Below are 15,955 nucleotides of genomic sequence, written 5' to 3' on the forward strand. Positions count from 1 at the left end.
ACGACACTGCTACCAAATAGCCGGTCGCAACACCCAAGGTCGATTTCTTGGATCTGCTTTCGCAAGTAGTGGCGACGAAGCTTCTGCTCTGAACCAGTGCGCCCTCTGGGCTAGAATTGGACTGCTATCTACGCTTTCCTAGGAGAAGGGGGTTATGTTAATGAGACGCATGATGGCGCAGATAGGGCTCACTAGTATTGTTTCCCTATTACTCTCCTCTTGTAGTTTTGATGACCCATTGGCTTCTCATCTCGCGTCCCTAGGACGATCGGGACATGCAACCCCCGTTACTGAGTCCATCACACTGGAGGAACTCTACGGACCAGAATGGACTGAGTTTTCGCTCGTGTGCCCATACACTCCGTATCAAACAGTCAAAGAAACACTTATGGCTGATGATCCCCCTGTTCCAGAACACGGCTTCTCCGATCATGAAAACTTCCTCTTTCTTAGAGGAAAGGGCGACAGCGAGAAATGGGTGAAGTTCTCTCGACAGGCTCTTGATCTGTGTTCTCCATCAAGTCCGTCTTCTTTAATCATGGAGTCAACGACAGTGGCTCTCAGTTTTTCTCTGGATAGTCCGGGTAGTGCTTGGATTCTCACCGGCTTGAACAAGTAGTCATATGGGCTCGCTGCCCGTTGAATCCAAGAAGCTGCAGTACACCCTGGACTGGTCAGATGCGGCCAAGATTGACTGGGGCACCATCATATTGTTTGGTTGCGGCATGATCTTCGGCGCTATGCTGGGCAGCTCCGGTCTAGCAGAAACTATCGGTTCCGGACTCAACAATATGTTGGGCGTATCTAGTGCCTTGGTCATCACTGCCATGGCGGTGTTGCTGGCCATCCTCATCTCTGAGACCACAAGTAATACCGCGGCGGCTGTCACTGTGCCGATTGTTGGTCCACTCGCCATGGCTGCGGGAGTGGACCCTGTTATCCGGCGATGGCCGCTTCCTTCGGCGCATCCTTTGGCTTTATGCTTCCAATTTCCACGCGGCAAAATGCCATCGTTTACGGCTCCGGCTGCGTTTCCATCGCGCGTATGATCCGCACAGGCGTCAGCTTCGACATAATCGGCGGCGCGCTGATTTTCTTCTTTCTCCCAACTGTTGCCGCCTTGGTAGGCATCGGATAGGGGATGAAGAAGACGTAGCTCTCGGCCGCCGTTATGACGGGTCGGGGGGCTAGCTCTGCAGGAAGGGGCTCTTCAATCGGCGCTATCGCTCAACGTTCAGCCCGGCACTCAACCGATCAATCCGAGCCCTTGTGCACTCGATGCCGCCATGTAGACTCCCACAATTGCCGCGATCCACAGCAACGTCACTTTCGCTTCATACTCCAGCCGACGGATGGCGCGCTCCAGACGAGGAAAGATAGCCGGCCCCGCTGCGCCTGCAATGGCAGCCATAAGAGTTGCCGGTAGGACCATGATGATGCAGTACCCCGCAATAAGCGCGACCTTGCCGCTAAACCCGAAAGACATAGACTGGATAATTCCCATTGCGCCCAGGTAAGGCAACATCGTCGCAGCCTCGACGACGGCAGCACCTAGCGCAAGCCCCACCATGCCGGTCGCACTCAGTGACGCGCCCCGTGCAAGGCGAGAAGCCCGACTCTTTGGTACTTCTGGGCCGGCGGTCTGCGCGGCTGCGGGCTTTTTTGGGTTTGGTGAGAACGCACCGAAGATGAAAAGCCCCGCGCCCAGTACAAGAGTCACCCACCGGAACCAATCAGTCTCGCTTACGCCAGAAAGTCTCGATACTGCTGCATCGAACCCTAATAGAAGCGCAATACCAAGGCCGCAGTAGGCCGTGGCGATCGTAGCGAGATAGGTGCCCAATAGGCCTAAACGTACTCGTCGCCAGATAACAATCAGTGCAATAGGAATGACAAGGGTTCCTGCACTCAAACTATCTACGAGTGCAAGGCCAGCAAGGGGAAGGAAGTCTGACATGGAATTCTCCAGTAGTCGGGTGTTTGCGGGGAGTTTGACCTTAGACTCGCAAGAGGCCTCAATCCAGCGTCGTACGTTCGTATTAATCGCGGGCTTGGTACGATTGTACGAGGCGCAATGCGCGAGTGCAACTACACTTATGAATGGCTCATCGCATCTGAGCTACGCAAGATTGGAGCTCCATGTCCGTTGATCGCAACACACCCATCACCGGCACCGCCGCAATGATCGCTGATGCTGCTATTCGAGTGATGGTCAGCCAGGGCCTCGATGCCCTGAGCGTGCGCAATGTCGCCACTGAAGCTGGCGTCGCACCTGGGACTGTCCAGTACCAGATGGGTAAACGGGACGACATCATCGCGAAAGCTTTTGTCAGGTCGTTGCAGCGTCAGGAGTCGCGGGCCCTTACACAAACCGATGCGACGGATTTTCACGCGGCCTTCCACAGTCGTCTTGCTGAACTTTTGCCAATTGGACCTGTCCAGCGCGAGGATTCCGCTGTGTGGGTCATAGTGGGAGCTGCTGCCTCGACGCGTGAATGGCTGGCTGACTTATACGACGCCGAGGTGACGAAGTTTCGGGCGCGCGTTTCTGAAGGTCTCGAAGCAGCGCAACGTTTCGGAAAATTGGCCCGAGGGCTGTCGCCTGAGCAAGGTGCTCGTCTTGTCACTGCACTGGTCAACGGGCTGACGATCGACTACCTCAATGCTCCTGTGGACTCGTCGAAGCAGTTGCTGGCAGACCTTGCTTCGGGACTCGCGCTGATTGTAGAACCCGGTTCTCCTAAAGGCCAGAACGGAATGTAGGGGGCTGAAAGCCGTTAAAGACAAGAATGTGCAGGACAGAAGGGGAAGCTTAGGAGCCTGAATTCTTAGGACTCTGCAGTTAGACGCCGCACGGCTTCGCGAATGACCTCGGGACGCTTGCAGAAGGCAAAGCGAACCTTATGCTGCCACGGTTCCGGGTTGTCCGTGAAGGCGGCCAGCGGGATGGCTGCCACGCCCTTTGTTGCGGGCAGCTGCATGCAGAAGTCCACGCCGGTCATTCCGGTGGGGGAGACATCGGCAACCACGTAGTAGGTGCCGCCGGTGTCGTGGACGTGGAAGCCCAATTTTTCTAGGCCTTCCACTAGGATACCGCGGCACTCTGCAAGCTCAGACACCATGCCGTCCAGCCATTCTTGTTCATAGCGCAGGGCATGCGCCACGGCCGGCTGGAAGGGCGTGGTGGAGACGAAGGTGGTGAATTGCTTGGCTTTGATGACGCCGTCGAGAAGCTTAGGCTCCGCAATGGCCCAGCCGGTCTTCCACCCGGTGCAGTTGAAGGATTTGGCGGCAGAAGACACCGTGACGGTGCGCTCGGCCATCCCCGGCAGGGAGGCGATGCTGACGTGCTCGGCGCTGCCTAAGGTGAGGTTTTCGTAGACTTCATCGGCCAACACAAGGAGGTCTTTCTCCACGCAGAGCTCGGCAAGCTCGGTGAGTGCCTCGCGGGAGAAGACCGAGCCGGTCGGGTTGTGCGGGGTGTTGATGATGACCATGGCGGTCTTGTCCGTCACGGCAGCACGTACCGCAGCAACGTCGATGTCCCAGCTGTTGCCGGATTCCTTCAAGGGGACGGCGATGCGGGTGGCGTCGGCAAGCGCGATGGCGGCGATATAGGCGTCGTAATAAGGCTCGAGGACGATGACCTCCTGGCCGGGCTCCACGAGGCCTAGGACGGTGGCGGTGATGGCCTCGGTAGCACCGGCAGTGACCACGACGTGATCCTGCGGCACGGAGTAGGTCTCCGCGATGGCGTCGACCAGTTCTGGGACCCCGCGTAGGGGAGCGTATTGGTTGTTGCCACCGGCGATATTCTCCTGGGCAATCTCCAGCATGCGCTGTGGGCCATCGCTATCGGGGAAGCCCTGGCCCAAGTTCACCGCGTCATGCTCCACGGCAAGCGCGGTCATCGTGGCAAAGATGGTTTCGCCAAATTCTTGAAGCCTGTGAACAGTCATTTACAGGACCAACAGATCGTACTTCGTAGCCTTGACGTCAGTCAGACGCTTGCGTGCGCGCTCCAGGCGCTGCCACTGATCCTCCGGAATGGACTTGCGTGCAATCGTCACGGTCTCCGCATCCGGGGTGCCCCAAGCAATTGGCATCGGGGTGATCTGCTGCCAATGGTCTTTATCGCTGCTGCTGCGCTGGCCGGAAACAGCGGCCACCGGGACCTTAGTTCCCACGGTGCGCTTGATGCCTGGAATGCTCGTGACCGTGCGCAGGCATGCGCCCCACCGCGGCGGCGCCTTCGGGTCAACATTGGTGTTTACCAAGGCCATGAGGACCATGTCGCGCTCGTTGACCTCCGCGACGACGGCCGGGGCAAGCGGATAAGAGTCATAGAGCTTTTGTGCCGTGCCGACCTTGCTTGAGGCCATGATGCCAACAACGGCGCAAAAGATTCCGAAGAGCACCATGCCGACGGCCAGCGTGATGCGCCAGACGGCATCCATGCCCAAGTAAACGGCGAGGGCACCGAGGATAAGAACCAAGCCCATGATGAGGCCGGAATTGCGCAGGCGCGAGGAATCCCGCAGGAGCTCGTTGTTCTTCTTGGCAAAGTCTTCGTTGACGTCAAACTTGAAAATCTTCATCAGCTCACAAGTCTACTTCGTCCACCAGCCGGTAGGCATAACCTTGCTCGGCCAAAAACCGCTGTCGGTGCATAGCATATTCCGCGTCGATCGATTCGCGCGCCACCAACGTGTAGAAGGTTGCTTCCTGACCATCCTTCTTAGGACGCAGCAGGCGGCCCAAACGCTGGGCCTCCTCCTGACGGGAGCCGAAGGTGCCGGAAACCTGGATGGCCAGGGCGGCTTCGGGGAGATCGATGGAGAAGTTCGCGACTTTGGAGACCACCAGGGTAGGAAGCTCGCCTTCGCGGAATTGCTGGAAGAGCTTTTCGCGTTTGGCGGTGGAGGTCTTGCCGTCGATGACGGGCGCGCCTAGGTGCTCACCGAGCTCCTCCAGCTGGTCCACGTAGGCGCCGATGATGAGCGCCTGCTGACCTGCATGCTTCTTTAGCAGCTTGTCGACGGCCCGCAGCTTAGCGCTTGCCGACGCCGCAATCCTATACCTCTCCCGCGCCTGTGCCGTGGCATAGAGCAGGCGCTCCTCCTGCGTCATATCCACGCGCACCTCGATGCAGTCCGCGGTGGCGATGTAGCCGGCGGATTCCAGTTCCTTCCACGGCGCGTCATAGCGCTTGGGACCGATGAGCGAAAAGACATCGCCTTCGCGGCCGTCCTCGCGGATGAGTGTGGCGGTCAGTCCTAAGCGGCGGCGCGATTGCAGGTCGGAGGTCATTCGGAAAACTGGGGCCGGCAGGAGGTGCACTTCGTCGTAGATGATGAGGCCCCAGTCATGGGAATCGAAGAGCTCGAGCGCGCGGTATTCGCCCTTGGTCTTGCGGGTGACCACCTGGTAGGTGGCGATGGTGATCGGCTTGATTTCCTTCTTCTCACCCGAATACTCACCGATCTCCTCCGGCGTGAGGCTGGTGCGCCGCAGCAGCTCATCGCGCCACTGGCGCCCAGCTACGGTGTTGGTCACGAGGATGAGCGTGGTGGCCTGTGCTTTGGACATGGCGGCAGCACCCACGATGGTCTTGCCCGCGCCACAGGGCAGGACCACGATGCCGGAGCCACCGGACCAGAAGGAATCGGCGGCGTACTGCTGATAATCGCGAAGCTGCCAGTCCACCTCCTCCGTACTCAGCGCGATGGGATGGGATTCGCCGTCGACATAGCCAGCGCGGTCATCGGCGGGCCAGCTGGCTTTGAGCAGCTCTTGTTTGAGCCGCCCGCGTGCGGAAGGCGGCACGGCGATAGTGTTGTCATCAATGCGCGGGCCCAGAAGTTCGCTGACTTTTTTGGTGCGCGTGAGCTCCTCTAGGATGACGGGCTCGTCCGATTCGAGGATGAGGCCGTGGGCCGGATGCGCCAACAATCGCACGCGGCCGTAGCGCGACATGGTCTCGGCGACGTCGATCAGCAGCGCCTGCGGCACCGGGAAGCGGGAGTAGTTCTCCAGTACGTCCACGACTTGCTCGGCATCGTGCCCGGCGGCGCGCGCATTCCACAGGGCTAGCGGGGTGATGCGATAGGTGTGAATGTGCTCGGGCGCGCGCTCCAGCTCAGCAAAAGGCGCGAGTGCTGCGCGAGCTTCGTTGGCTTGGGGGTGATCCACCTCGAGGAGGACGGTCTTGTCCGATTGGACGATGAGCGGTCCGGGCATGATGGGGCCTTTCTACTCTGTGCGTCAGGGAGGGACTTAATCCCTGTCGGCGAAGCGGACGGAGGAAATGCGGTGAACCGGGAAACGCACGGGCTTTCCTGCGGTGCCTAGAGCATCAATGTAGCCGCCCTCTACTGATAATGGCTTCACGGTTACGGTGCGGAGATCGCCGCTTTTATCGGCATAGGAAATCACGATATCGGCGTGGAAGCGCGCGGCGGCGCGGGCCAGAGTGAGCGGATCTGGCTCCTCCTCCTGGTGTTGGCTCGGATCCTGCGCTGACTTCTGCAAAGCCTGAAGCGCCTGCTCCACCGAGGCGGGCTCGCGCTTGCGCGGCTTCGTGCGGGGCGTGGGCAAAAGGTAGGGCTCGGGGGCGACGGTAAGGGAAGCGCCGGATTCATCCTCCGGGGTGGGGGATAGGCCCTTCGCTCGCAGCTTCTCCAGCAACTCGCCCACGCGCAGCTGCGATACCGCGACGGTGGGCGCGAGCAGGCGCAGACCGGGAACGGATGCGACAGCAAGCTCCAGCAGCGCGGGGTCCTCGCTGCGAAGGTACGAGAGCGCTGGCCCGCTGCGGAGGGTGCCATGGCGCTTGGCGACGTCCCCGATGGCAAACCCCAACGCCTGCGGCACGCCCGTCGGGCAATGCGTTTCCAAAAAGTCGGTCATTTCCTGGGCGGTCAGACCCTGGTCCATGCCACGGCGAATGGTGGACTCGCTGATGCGGTACACGCTGGCCAGGCCTGGGGATTCGAGGTCCGCCAGGGAGGCGAGGGTGCGGTGTGTGTCTGGCTCAAGGGGGCCGGGCACGAGGACGGTGAGATCTTGTTGGATGATGAATTCGCTGACGGTATCGGGGACGAGGCTGGCGGCCGCGGCGGAATCAGCCAGCACGCGGGTGGCTTTGCCCAGTGCAATGGCACCGATCCATTCGGCTTCGGCGCGCAGATTCTCAATGGTCAGCGTGCGCGTGTGGCTGGCAAAGAGAGGGGAGCGAAAGCGCAGATCCTCCCAGAACTCTTCGCTGTTCAGCGCGACTGCTGAGTGAGCGTAGACACCCAGGACGAAGCTACGGAAGCGCGGCAGGCGGCGCACTGCGCTGTCGTCTGCGAGCACCCGAGTATCGCTCCACGTGGCCCAGGGGGAGGTACGCCAGGCGTCGAGAAGAATGCGCCACTTCTCCCCGAGATCGGCCTCGAGCCAGTCCTGGGATCCGGTAGTGGGGGCGAGGAAATGGCCCTCTAAGCCATCCGGCTCGCCGCGGTGGAGAAGCCGGGCGTGGTGTCCTAGAGCAATAAGCCGCCCGACTTCTTCTTTATCCAAGTCGAGGTCCTTCGCCAACTGGTTGAGCGGGCGAACGCCCACCGAAGAATCCTTGAGCAGCGCGACCGGGTGGCTACCGAGCAACTCGATGAGCCTCTCCATGCCACGCACGGCCTCGAGGCCCGCCGCGGCACCGGCGTCGTCTGCCTTTGAATCCGGTTCCGGGGTGCCGGCGCGGCCCGAGGGAGCGGTGGGAATGGGCGGGGTGGCGTCCCCAACCAGTGCACGGGCAAGTGCGCGCGGCAGGCGTACCGAGTGGGCATTGATGCGCTCCAGGAAACCTTTGGCCAGCAGGCGCTTGGCGGGGTCGTCAGAGTTGATATCCGGCTCGGTGTCAGTGGTGTATCCCACGCCATCGCCCTTGGCCAAAGCGTCGAGGATGTGGCGCTCTTCTGGAGTGAGCGCTTCGATGTCTTGTGCGTCGAACTCGACTTGATTGCGCAGCGACCATCCGGTGGGAAGCGAGCCCATCACCGCGGTGACGATGCGTACCTGCGGTGCGTCACCGAAGACGAGGCCGCGCTCCTTGAGCTGTTTCGTGATTGTGGGGTTGGTGTCTTCCACCATGTCGACCTCGCCGCCGCGTTGTGCGATGTCCTCCAAGGCAGCGAGCTGCTCGGCGTTGCTTGCCGCCAAGGCATCCGCGACATGCATCGGAAGTGTCAGGCGCGAGGCCAGCGCGTCGAAGTCCTTCGGTGCGGGGGAGAGAACATCGCTGCGGTTACTCAGCAGGGCGCGTAAGTCTTCAGCGGGTAGTTGGCTGAGCCATTCGCGGTAGCTCTCGGTGACGTGGGCGCGGTTTGAGGGGGAGGTCATGATGGCCATCAAGTTTAGTAGGCGGGGGAGGGATGGGGCCCTCGTTGGGTGATTAAGTTACTTTTCGGCGCAGGGTTTGGAATAATAAGGAGCATGTCGAATGAGAACAAAGGCTTCGTATCCCCGGCTTGGCCGAAGAACAGCCCCCGCGAGCACGTCATTACTGAGATCACTGCACCGTTTGCTGGCGCATCCAGCCCGTATGGTGACGATCTGATTCTGCCGATGCCGGCAGAGAAGCTGAACTACGTACACCCGTACACCCGCATCAACCGCTAAGTTGGCGCGCAGAAATCTGCGCTTCACTTAGCGAATGTGCTGAGCCTGACTGGCCTGCTTTCAGCCCCTCCGAGAATGTTCTCCTCGGTGGGGCTATACGTGTTTGTAATGTACTTGCGCCTCAACTAGTCGGCACGGGAACTAGTCGGCACGGGCTTGGGCTTTAAAGCCGTCGAGCAGCGTATCGATGAGCTGGGCTTGTATACCTGATAGGTAGTCGGTGCTCACTAGCGTTCTGGGCAGCGGGCGGGTGATGAGACCGATGCCGATGTGAAGTTCGAGTGGGGTGAGGGACTCGGGGTAGAGGCCTGCTTGCCGCGCGAGTTCGATCATCGGTTGGTAGATCGATTTCAGTTCTGCTGTGCGATGGGCAGCGATCTTCTGCGCGTCATCGTCTGAGAACGCAGCAGTGTTCATTTCGGCTGCCGCAGCTTGAACAACGGCGGCGAAGTTAAGGCCGGCGATGCGATGAATGATATCGCGCCAGGTGCCTTCGGGGTCCTCGTCGAAGCCTTGCAGGTGGCTGTCCACCTCTTCCTTGATGTTCGCTACCTCCGCGCTGGTGATGGCAACGATGAGGGAGAGCCGCTCGGGGAAGTGGCGTGAGACCGTGGCGACGCCCACGCCAGCTTTCTTGGCGATTGAGCGCATGGATACGCCCGGTCCCTCGGTGATGAGCAGCTGCCTGGCTGCTGCGACGATGGCTTGCTTGTTTTCTGCTGCATCTTGTCTCACGGCTTGCATCATATCAAACGGAACACTATGCTCCACTTTGTAAGTGAAACATCCTGTTCCGTTTGGAGGCTATGTAATGTCAGCGGTGAAAAGTCGGGAAAGAAAGCAGCCATCGGTTGCTGTGAAATCGATAGCTGCCATCGTGGGGATCCCCATCGTTATCGGTCTCATGCTGTGGGCATTCTTGGCGCCCACCTTTGCATCCGGGCCAGCCGGAGTGCCGATTGCGGTCTCTGTACCGGAGCCCATGCTCGATGGCATCTCGCAGAAGATTGAGAGCGCGGCTGGGGATGAGGCCCCGGAGATCGTCGTGAAGCACGGCGAGGCGGAGGTGCGAGACGCGGTGCTACAGCGTGAGGCTGTTGGCGGCCTCGCTATCTCTCCTCAGGGCGCGAATGCTTTCACGGCCGCGGGAAATGGTGCTCCCTACGTTGCGATGGTTGACGGTCTTGCGAGCCAGCTCGAGGCTCAGGGGATGACCGTGGAGAAGCGGGAGCTGGCACCGACGACGAAGGAGGACCCGCAGGCAAGCGGCATTGCATTGCTTGGCCTTCCGCTAGCTTTTGGTGGCATTATTTCCGCTGTCATTGCCACCTTTGCATTCCGTGGTAAGAAGTGGATCAAGATGGGAGTGCTCGTTGGTATCGCGCTGGTGGGTGCGCTTATTGCTACGTGGATGCTGCACTCGGTTTATGGAACCCTCGGTGGCAGCTTCGCTGCCGAGTGGATGGCCATCGCAGCGGGTATCCTTGCGACTTCTGCGGTAACCGCCGGCCTCGCGGGAGTGATGGGGGCCGCGGGCATCGGAATCGGTGCTGTGGCGACCATCTTCCTGGCGAACCCGCTGTCGGGTCTGGCGACGGGACCATGGCTGCTTCCTGCCGGGTGGTCGACGCTGGGGCAGTGGATGCCCATCGGCGCGACGGGCCACTTGGTCCGTTCACTGTCCTTCTTTGATGGCAATGGTGCCGTCCATGCGTGGTGGGCACTGGGGCTGTGGATCGTTGTCGGTCTAGTGTTGCTGGCCTTCGATAGGTCGCGCGCTAAGGAAGACGTTGCCGTTGAGGAAAAGGTTTAAGCAAAACCAAAAGAGACTGGATGGAGGACACCATCCAGTCTCTTTTTATGTAGTTAGAGTTTTGCCTCGATGTGCCGTGCTTGCACGGCGCTGCGCGCTGCTTAGCGTGCAGCCAGAACCTGTGCCAGCGGGTCGATGACGTGGCGGTTGGCGGAGTAGAAGGCGTTGAAGTCGTGGCGGTTTGCCTTGTACTGCTCGGTGAAGGATGCCGGGATCGTCAGGCCGTACTGGGTGGCGGTGTCCTGGATGAGGGAGTAGAGGGCGTCGGAAGCCAGCTCATCGGTGGGCTCCTCAGCGGCCTCCTGAACGGCCTGCGGGGCGTCAGCCGGAGCCTCCGGAGCGGTCTTCTCCTCGGCCGGGGCTGCGGCTGCGCTTGCATCACGCGGGGTCGGGGCGGAATTCAGGCCCAGGCTTGCGGAGCAAGCCGGCCATGCGCCCCAACCCTGCTGTGCCAGGGTGCGCTCAGCAACAACGATCTGCTGCTCGCGGGTTGCCAGGTTAGCGGTCGGAGCGAACTCGCCGCCGCCGTAGGCCTGCCAGGTCTGAGCGTTGAACTGCAGGCCGCCGTGGTAACCGTTGCCGGTGTTGATGGCCCAGTTGCCGCCGGACTCGCACTGCGCGAGGCGGTCCCAATCGGAATCCGGTGCAGCGGCAGCGTTCGGTGCCATGATGGCTGCGGCGGCGCCCACGGCAACGGTGGAGGCGGCAAACTTGGTGGCGATGGACTTGTTCTTAGCGGAGTGGCGTCCCATTAAAGTATTCCTTCTCTAGGTTGTTCTTGCTTTCTCGCGCCCAGATGATGCCCAGTCCGGCATAGTGTCTTGCAGTTGATGTTCATAGTCATGCACATCATGTGCGGCCGCCTAGTGGAAGCCCGGACTGTGTCTGGGGCGAGACTTCCACGGCCGGTGGCCGAAGTGCCTGTGGGAAAGAGTAGCGGTTTATAACGAAACAGTCACGTTAAATGCTCCAAAACGGTAACAATCATGGCAATTTATCTATGTTTCCCCTGTTCGCGGCGGCAATGTTAGCTACATCACGCATGTTATGGGTGTGGTTGATGGGGTGAACCCTGGGGCAAGTTTCTCTGGCGGAGCGTGGGGAGGTTAAGATGTATCTCTTTATAAGTTCCACGGATAGTTCCTCCGCGCGGCCGCTTCAGTATTAATTACGCCGCGCCTCCTCGTCCCGGAATGCTTGCGGCCTATAGGCCTGGCGCATGGCAGCGCCTAAGCTTTCATAAGAGGAGAGACGGAAAGAAAGTGAGTGAAGAACCATGCCTATCGGCAAAGTGAAGTGGTATGACGCGGACAAGGGCTTCGGCTTTGTCAGCAACCCCGGCGATGAAGACGTCTACGTTGGCCGCAACGTGCTGCCCAAGGGTGTTGATGAGCTGTATCAAGGCCAGCGAATCGAGTTCGACTTCGCTGCTGGCCGTCGCGGCCCGCAGGCGCTGCGCGTGAAGGTCCTTGATTCCCCGCGCCGCCGTACCCCGGCCCGCAAGCCGGAGGAGCTGTCGAGCATGCTTTCCGACGTCATGACGTTGCTCGAAACCCAAGTACAGCCTGTGCTGAGCCAGGGCCGCTACCCAGATCGCAAGACCGGCCGTCAGGTGGCGGAGATTCTGCGCGCTATTGCCAAGGACTTGGATAGCTAAGGGGCGGCCTACATTCGTAGGCCGATGACTGAAAAGTGCCCTAGTTGCCAAAAGCTAGGCTGATTTTTCAATGATCAGCCCTAAGTTTGGCAACTAGGGCACTTTGTCGATCGGTGGGACAGGGGCGCTACTTCTCAGCTGGTGCTTCGCCCGTGGCCTTGGACTCCTTGAGTTCTTCATCCGTCATGGTGGACAGGGACCACACCGTCTGCATCGGGGTCTCCTCGCCATTGGCATCGTGGCCAATCATGAGCGTAGAAATCTCCACCACCATCAGCTTGGGGCGCTCACCGGTGGAGGCCTCAATCGGCGGCACAGAGCCGGGGATGTCCAGCGAGGTGGTCTCGTTGGCGCCGTGAGAGGTGCTGTCATTGGCGGCCGGGTCATCATAGATGGACAGCACGGACCACTCGTGGTTAGAGATGGCCTCGGGGATCTCCAACTTCAAGGTGTCATCGGGGCCCACCGTGAGGTTGGGAACCTCGCCTTCCTTGCAGTCGGTGCCAGGCTCGCAGACGCTATAGGGTGCAACGTCAAGGGTGTCGGAGCCCACCGTGGCCGTGATGGTGACGTCCTGTGGCTCGGGGCCCGGGCGGTCATTCCTCCACTTTTGGAACAGCACCACCGCCACGACGATGACCGCCACGGCGATAATGAGCGCCAGAAACTGCAGCAGCGACTTCTTCCTTGCTTGCTTCACGGTAGCCATGGCTGAGAATCCTACTCGAAGCGCACCCGGTACAGCTCATCCCAGAGCTTGCCGGTGATCCAAAACTCGTCGGTGCCCCGGATTCGGGCAATGCCGTTGAGGACGGCGTTGGGATCCGCAGAGGGGGAATGGTTGAGGTTTGCTGTATCGATCACGGCGGTGACTGCGCCGGATTCCGGGTCGATGCGCAGGATATCCTCGCTCATCCAGACGTTGGCATAGACCGCACCATCGACGCACTCAAGCTCGTTGAGGTTATTCACGGGGGAGCCGTCGAGGGTGACTTCGGTGCGCGGGGCGAGCTCTGCGAAGGTCTTCGGATCGAGGTGGCGCAGCTTGGCGGAGCCGTCGGACATGATGAGTTCGGATCCCGCGTTGCACAGGCCCCATCCCTCGCCGTCATAGCTAGCGCGGTCCAGTTCCTCAAAGGTGGCGGAATCCCGCAGGAAAGCTGCCCCGGATTTCCAGGTCAGCTGCCAGATGCCGGCGTCGGTCTGCGTGATTCCCTCTCCGAAGAATGAGCTTTCCAGCGAGGTTTCTTCCTGTGGGGCCTCTGCACCCGGGCTGAGGCGCAGCAGCCGGGACTTGCCGTTGAGCCCTGTGCCGATCAGCAGGTTGCCATCGGGGTCGACCTCCAGCCCCTGGGTAAAAGTATCGGGCGGCAGGGGTGCGGTGTCTAGGACGGTAACGCCCAAGCGTTCTGGGGAGCGTGCGCTTGGCGACGTCCCACCGCTCCCCATCGACGAGGAAGATGACGCCGAAGAGGCAGATGACACCGCGTGATCGCCTGCGGGTTGGGAGGAGCACGACGCAAGCGGTGCGAGGAGAACACCGGCGGAGAGAGCTGCAGCTAGTGCGCGAGACGCGAGAGTGAGGTGTGGGAGGGCCATGACTGTCATTGTGCACTATGGCTTGGTGCGTGATTAATAATGGGAGGGTGACTCGCAAGAAAAAGATGCATTCCCCGCTTCTCGATTCGACCGCCGTCGACTTGGCGCGCCGGGCCGTGGAAGAGGTAGGTGAGGGGGACGTCGGCAAGCACCGCGGCGTTGCCGGAGTAGGCCGCAACGTGGCCACTCACCGTTTCGACGCCCACGTGCCGGGCTATCCGGGGTGGGAGTGGCATGCTGTCGTCGCCTGCGCGGAGGGCTCGCGCACACCGACCGTTAACGAGGTCGCGCTCGTTCCCGGCGGCCAGGCCCTCCAAGCACCCGAGTGGGTGCCCTATTCCGAGCGCCTGCGCCCAGGGGACCTTGGCCCGGGCGACCTCATGCCGCCCGCGCCCGATGACGAAAGGCTTGATGATGGGAAGCTTTCCGAGGCAGGCCTCAAGGAAGCTAAGGATCGCTGGCGCAAGAAGTATGGGCCGAATTCGGAGATGGCGGCGCAGGCGCAGCTGCAGTGCAAAACCTGTGCTTTCTATCTTGAGCTGATGCCTAATTATGGTGTCTGTGCCAATGAATACTCGGCGGATGGGAAAGTGGTGCACGCCACCTACGGGTGCGGTGCGCATTCCGGCACGACCATCCGTGAGGAGGGATCGGAGCAGGAGCGTCCCTTTGATGATGAGAAGCCGATCTTTTAAGAGGCTCGCCTTTCTCCCCGCACGCAGCAACGACGCAGCGTGCGGGGTTTGCGTTTTAGTGCCTGGATGGAGCACCCTTAGCAGGTAAAACTTCATTTCTCTAGATAGAAGGGGCGCTCTCTCACGATGAACGCAGCTATCGATCGCTATTTCAAGATTTCCGAACGCGGATCCACCGTGGGAACCGAGGTCCGCGCCGGCGTGGTCTCGTTCTTCGCGATGGCCTACATCATCCTCCTCAACCCTCTCATCCTGGGCACGTCCGCTGACGCTGCCGGTACCACCCTGGGCATCCCGCAGGTCGCCGCCGCCACCGCACTGGTGGCCGGCGTCATGACCATCGCCTTCGGCATGATCGCCCGTTACCCATTCGCCATGGCTGCGGGCCTGGGTATGAACACCTTCGTCGCCGTGACGATGGTTTCCCTCAACGGCCTGGAATGGCGCGAGGCGATGGGCCTCGTCGTCATCGAAGGCATCATCATCGTCCTGCTGGCCATCTCTGGCTTCCGCCAGGCCGTTTTCGATGCCATCCCGGCCTCCATGAAGGCGGCGATGGGCGTGGGTATTGGTATGTTCATCGCGCTCATCGGTTTCGTGGATGGTCACTTTGTCACCCGCGTCCCGGATGCCGCGATGACCACAGTTCCGGTGAGCCTGGGCGTTAACGGTTCGATCGCTACGTGGCCGGCCTTCGTCTTCGTCGTGGGCCTGATTCTCTCCGCCTTCTTCGTCATCCGTCAGGTCCGCGGCGGACTGTTCATCGGCATCGTCATTACCACCATCATCGCCATGATCATTCAGGCGCTGACCGGTTCCGAGGACTGGGGCATGGCCACTCCGGAGGTGCCCAGTTCTTTGGGTGGTCTGCCGGATTTGTCGATTGTGGGCCAGGTTGATCCGATCGGTGCCTTCACGAAGCTGGGCGTGGTCTCCACCGTGCTGCTGATCTTTACTCTGCTGCTCACCAACTTCTTCGATGCTATGGGCACCATGAACGGACTGGGCAAGCAAGCTAACCTCGTGGACGAGAAGGGCAACCTTCCGGAGATGAAGACCGCCCTGGTGGTTGAGGGCTTTGGTGCCGTTGCTGGTGGTGCCGGTTCGGTCTCCTCCAACACGGTGTTTGCGGATTCGGCGGCCGGCATTGGTGACGGTGCCCGCACCGGCCTGGCCAACGTGGTGACCGGTGTGATCTTCTTGCTGGCCATGTTCCTCACCCCGCTCTACGAGATCGTGCCCATTGAGGCAGCGGCCCCCGTCCTCGTCGTCGTGGGCGTGATGATGGCGGCACAGCTCAAGGACATCGAGTGGAACCGCATGGAGGAAGCCATCCCGGCCTTCCTCACCATCGTGGTCATGCCCTTTACCTACTCCATTGCTAACGGTATTGGTGTGGGCTTCATCGCTTATGCTCTGATGGCTACCTTTGCCGGCAAGGCCAAGAAGGTGCACTGGATCATGTGGCTCGTGGCTGCCCTTTTCGTGGTCTACTTCGCCATGGAGCCCATCAGCTCGCTGCTGGCATAGCCC

16 protein-coding genes and 1 pseudogene are annotated in these 15,955 nt (G+C 60.6%); 8 read left to right on the forward strand and 9 right to left on the reverse strand.

Annotated elements, in window-relative coordinates; translation table 11 throughout:
- The first annotated feature begins 388 nt into the window (after window positions 1–388).
- Both HMPREF2792_RS12975 and HMPREF2792_RS13265 read left to right on the forward strand, forming a co-directional pair.
- Window positions 389–619: a hypothetical protein gene (locus HMPREF2792_RS12975; protein ID WP_144015057.1), complete on the forward strand. Its 231-nt coding sequence runs from the start codon at window positions 389–391 to the stop codon at window positions 617–619.
- A gap of 13 nt (window positions 620–632) precedes the next feature.
- Window positions 633–1,138, forward strand: a pseudogene (locus HMPREF2792_RS13265) (SLC13 family permease); the annotation flags it as partial.
- Window positions 1,139–1,246: 108 nt separating this feature from the next.
- On the opposite strand, the gene HMPREF2792_RS05345 reads toward HMPREF2792_RS13265, so the two are convergent.
- A complete protein-coding gene (locus tag HMPREF2792_RS05345) occupies window positions 1,247–1,957 on the reverse strand; it encodes a GAP family protein (protein ID WP_070531558.1) in 711 nt (236 codons plus the stop codon).
- A gap of 182 nt (window positions 1,958–2,139) precedes the next feature.
- Between HMPREF2792_RS05345 and HMPREF2792_RS05355 the strand changes: the two genes are divergently transcribed.
- Complete coding sequence (locus tag HMPREF2792_RS05355) at window positions 2,140–2,763, forward strand: TetR/AcrR family transcriptional regulator (protein ID WP_070531563.1); 624 nt, start codon at window positions 2,140–2,142, stop codon at window positions 2,761–2,763.
- Window positions 2,764–2,828: 65 nt separating this feature from the next.
- Here the strand turns inward: HMPREF2792_RS05355 and HMPREF2792_RS05360 are convergent, their stop codons facing one another.
- Genes HMPREF2792_RS05360 through HMPREF2792_RS05375 form a run of 4 tightly spaced genes read right to left on the reverse strand, consistent with a single transcriptional unit; the run spans window position 2,829 to window position 8,379 of the window.
- Window positions 2,829–3,959, reverse strand: coding sequence for a pyridoxal phosphate-dependent aminotransferase (locus HMPREF2792_RS05360; RefSeq protein ID WP_070531566.1), 1,131 nt, complete (start codon window positions 3,957–3,959; stop codon window positions 2,829–2,831).
- The gene (locus HMPREF2792_RS05365) at window positions 3,960–4,598 is read right to left on the reverse strand and encodes a DUF3239 domain-containing protein (protein ID WP_070531568.1); all 639 of its coding nucleotides are present in this window, start codon (window positions 4,596–4,598) and stop codon (window positions 3,960–3,962) included. It abuts the gene before it with no gap.
- Between the two features lie 4 nt (window positions 4,599–4,602).
- Complete coding sequence (locus tag HMPREF2792_RS05370; RefSeq protein ID WP_070531570.1) at window positions 4,603–6,240, reverse strand: DNA repair helicase XPB; 1,638 nt, start codon at window positions 6,238–6,240, stop codon at window positions 4,603–4,605.
- Between the two features lie 36 nt (window positions 6,241–6,276).
- On the reverse strand, window positions 6,277–8,379 hold the full coding sequence (locus tag HMPREF2792_RS05375; RefSeq protein WP_070531721.1) for a helicase-associated domain-containing protein: 2,103 nt from the start codon (window positions 8,377–8,379) through the stop codon (window positions 6,277–6,279).
- A 93-nt stretch (window positions 8,380–8,472) separates the two neighbouring features.
- On the opposite strand from HMPREF2792_RS05375, the gene HMPREF2792_RS05380 reads away from it, so the two are divergent.
- Window positions 8,473–8,658, forward strand: coding sequence for a hypothetical protein (locus tag HMPREF2792_RS05380; RefSeq protein ID WP_070523044.1), 186 nt, complete (start codon window positions 8,473–8,475; stop codon window positions 8,656–8,658).
- 141 nt (window positions 8,659–8,799) lie between these two features.
- Here HMPREF2792_RS05380 and HMPREF2792_RS05385 read toward each other — a convergent pair whose 3' ends face one another.
- Window positions 8,800–9,402, reverse strand: coding sequence for a TetR/AcrR family transcriptional regulator (locus HMPREF2792_RS05385; protein WP_232748472.1), 603 nt, complete (start codon window positions 9,400–9,402; stop codon window positions 8,800–8,802).
- Between the two features lie 112 nt (window positions 9,403–9,514).
- Between HMPREF2792_RS05385 and HMPREF2792_RS05390 the strand changes: the two genes are divergently transcribed.
- Entirely contained in the window at window positions 9,515–10,471 is a 957-nt protein-coding gene (locus tag HMPREF2792_RS05390; RefSeq protein ID WP_232748464.1) for an ABC transporter permease, read from the forward strand.
- Between the two features lie 101 nt (window positions 10,472–10,572).
- Here HMPREF2792_RS05390 and HMPREF2792_RS05395 read toward each other — a convergent pair whose 3' ends face one another.
- The gene (locus tag HMPREF2792_RS05395) at window positions 10,573–11,223 is read right to left on the reverse strand and encodes a resuscitation-promoting factor Rpf1 domain-containing protein (protein WP_070523053.1); all 651 of its coding nucleotides are present in this window, start codon (window positions 11,221–11,223) and stop codon (window positions 10,573–10,575) included.
- 524 nt (window positions 11,224–11,747) lie between these two features.
- On the opposite strand from HMPREF2792_RS05395, the gene HMPREF2792_RS05400 reads away from it, so the two are divergent.
- A complete protein-coding gene (locus HMPREF2792_RS05400; protein ID WP_070523056.1) occupies window positions 11,748–12,128 on the forward strand; it encodes a cold-shock protein in 381 nt (126 codons plus the stop codon).
- A gap of 127 nt (window positions 12,129–12,255) precedes the next feature.
- Here the strand turns inward: HMPREF2792_RS05400 and HMPREF2792_RS05405 are convergent, their stop codons facing one another.
- A complete protein-coding gene (locus HMPREF2792_RS05405; RefSeq protein WP_070531576.1) occupies window positions 12,256–12,837 on the reverse strand; it encodes a DUF2771 domain-containing protein in 582 nt (193 codons plus the stop codon).
- A gap of 11 nt (window positions 12,838–12,848) precedes the next feature.
- Window positions 12,849–13,736: a glutaminyl-peptide cyclotransferase gene (locus tag HMPREF2792_RS05410; protein ID WP_198530300.1), complete on the reverse strand. Its 888-nt coding sequence runs from the start codon at window positions 13,734–13,736 to the stop codon at window positions 12,849–12,851.
- 56 nt (window positions 13,737–13,792) lie between these two features.
- Between HMPREF2792_RS05410 and HMPREF2792_RS05415 the strand changes: the two genes are divergently transcribed.
- Complete coding sequence (locus HMPREF2792_RS05415; protein ID WP_239248590.1) at window positions 13,793–14,422, forward strand: DUF3027 domain-containing protein; 630 nt, start codon at window positions 13,793–13,795, stop codon at window positions 14,420–14,422.
- Window positions 14,423–14,548: 126 nt separating this feature from the next.
- The gene (locus HMPREF2792_RS05420; protein WP_070531582.1) at window positions 14,549–15,952 is read left to right on the forward strand and encodes an NCS2 family permease; all 1,404 of its coding nucleotides are present in this window, start codon (window positions 14,549–14,551) and stop codon (window positions 15,950–15,952) included.
- Window positions 15,953–15,955: the final 3 nt, after the last annotated feature.

This window comes from Corynebacterium sp. HMSC068H04, assembly GCF_001811255.1.
In the GTDB taxonomy this organism is placed as follows: domain Bacteria; phylum Actinomycetota; class Actinomycetes; order Mycobacteriales; family Mycobacteriaceae; genus Corynebacterium; species Corynebacterium hesseae.

Coding starts and splice junctions, on each gene's coding strand:
- HMPREF2792_RS12975 (WP_144015057.1), top strand. CDS start 389: ATGGCTGATGATCCCCCTGTTCCAGAACACGGCTTCTCCGATCATGAA.
- HMPREF2792_RS05345 (WP_070531558.1), bottom strand. CDS start 1,957: ATGTCAGACTTCCTTCCCCTTGCTGGCCTTGCACTCGTAGATAGTTTG.
- HMPREF2792_RS05355 (WP_070531563.1), top strand. CDS start 2,140: ATGTCCGTTGATCGCAACACACCCATCACCGGCACCGCCGCAATGATC.
- HMPREF2792_RS05360 (WP_070531566.1), bottom strand. CDS start 3,959: ATGACTGTTCACAGGCTTCAAGAATTTGGCGAAACCATCTTTGCCACG.
- HMPREF2792_RS05365 (WP_070531568.1), bottom strand. CDS start 4,598: ATGAAGATTTTCAAGTTTGACGTCAACGAAGACTTTGCCAAGAAGAAC.
- HMPREF2792_RS05370 (WP_070531570.1), bottom strand. CDS start 6,240: ATGCCCGGACCGCTCATCGTCCAATCGGACAAGACCGTCCTCCTCGAG.
- HMPREF2792_RS05375 (WP_070531721.1), bottom strand. CDS start 8,379: ATGACCTCCCCCTCAAACCGCGCCCACGTCACCGAGAGCTACCGCGAA.
- HMPREF2792_RS05380 (WP_070523044.1), top strand. CDS start 8,473: ATGTCGAATGAGAACAAAGGCTTCGTATCCCCGGCTTGGCCGAAGAAC.
- HMPREF2792_RS05385 (WP_232748472.1), bottom strand. CDS start 9,402: ATGCAAGCCGTGAGACAAGATGCAGCAGAAAACAAGCAAGCCATCGTC.
- HMPREF2792_RS05395 (WP_070523053.1), bottom strand. CDS start 11,223: ATGGGACGCCACTCCGCTAAGAACAAGTCCATCGCCACCAAGTTTGCC.
- HMPREF2792_RS05400 (WP_070523056.1), top strand. CDS start 11,748: ATGCCTATCGGCAAAGTGAAGTGGTATGACGCGGACAAGGGCTTCGGC.
- HMPREF2792_RS05405 (WP_070531576.1), bottom strand. CDS start 12,837: ATGGCTACCGTGAAGCAAGCAAGGAAGAAGTCGCTGCTGCAGTTTCTG.
- HMPREF2792_RS05410 (WP_198530300.1), bottom strand. CDS start 13,736: ATGACAGTCATGGCCCTCCCACACCTCACTCTCGCGTCTCGCGCACTA.
- HMPREF2792_RS05415 (WP_239248590.1), top strand. CDS start 13,793: ATGCATTCCCCGCTTCTCGATTCGACCGCCGTCGACTTGGCGCGCCGG.
- HMPREF2792_RS05420 (WP_070531582.1), top strand. CDS start 14,549: ATGAACGCAGCTATCGATCGCTATTTCAAGATTTCCGAACGCGGATCC.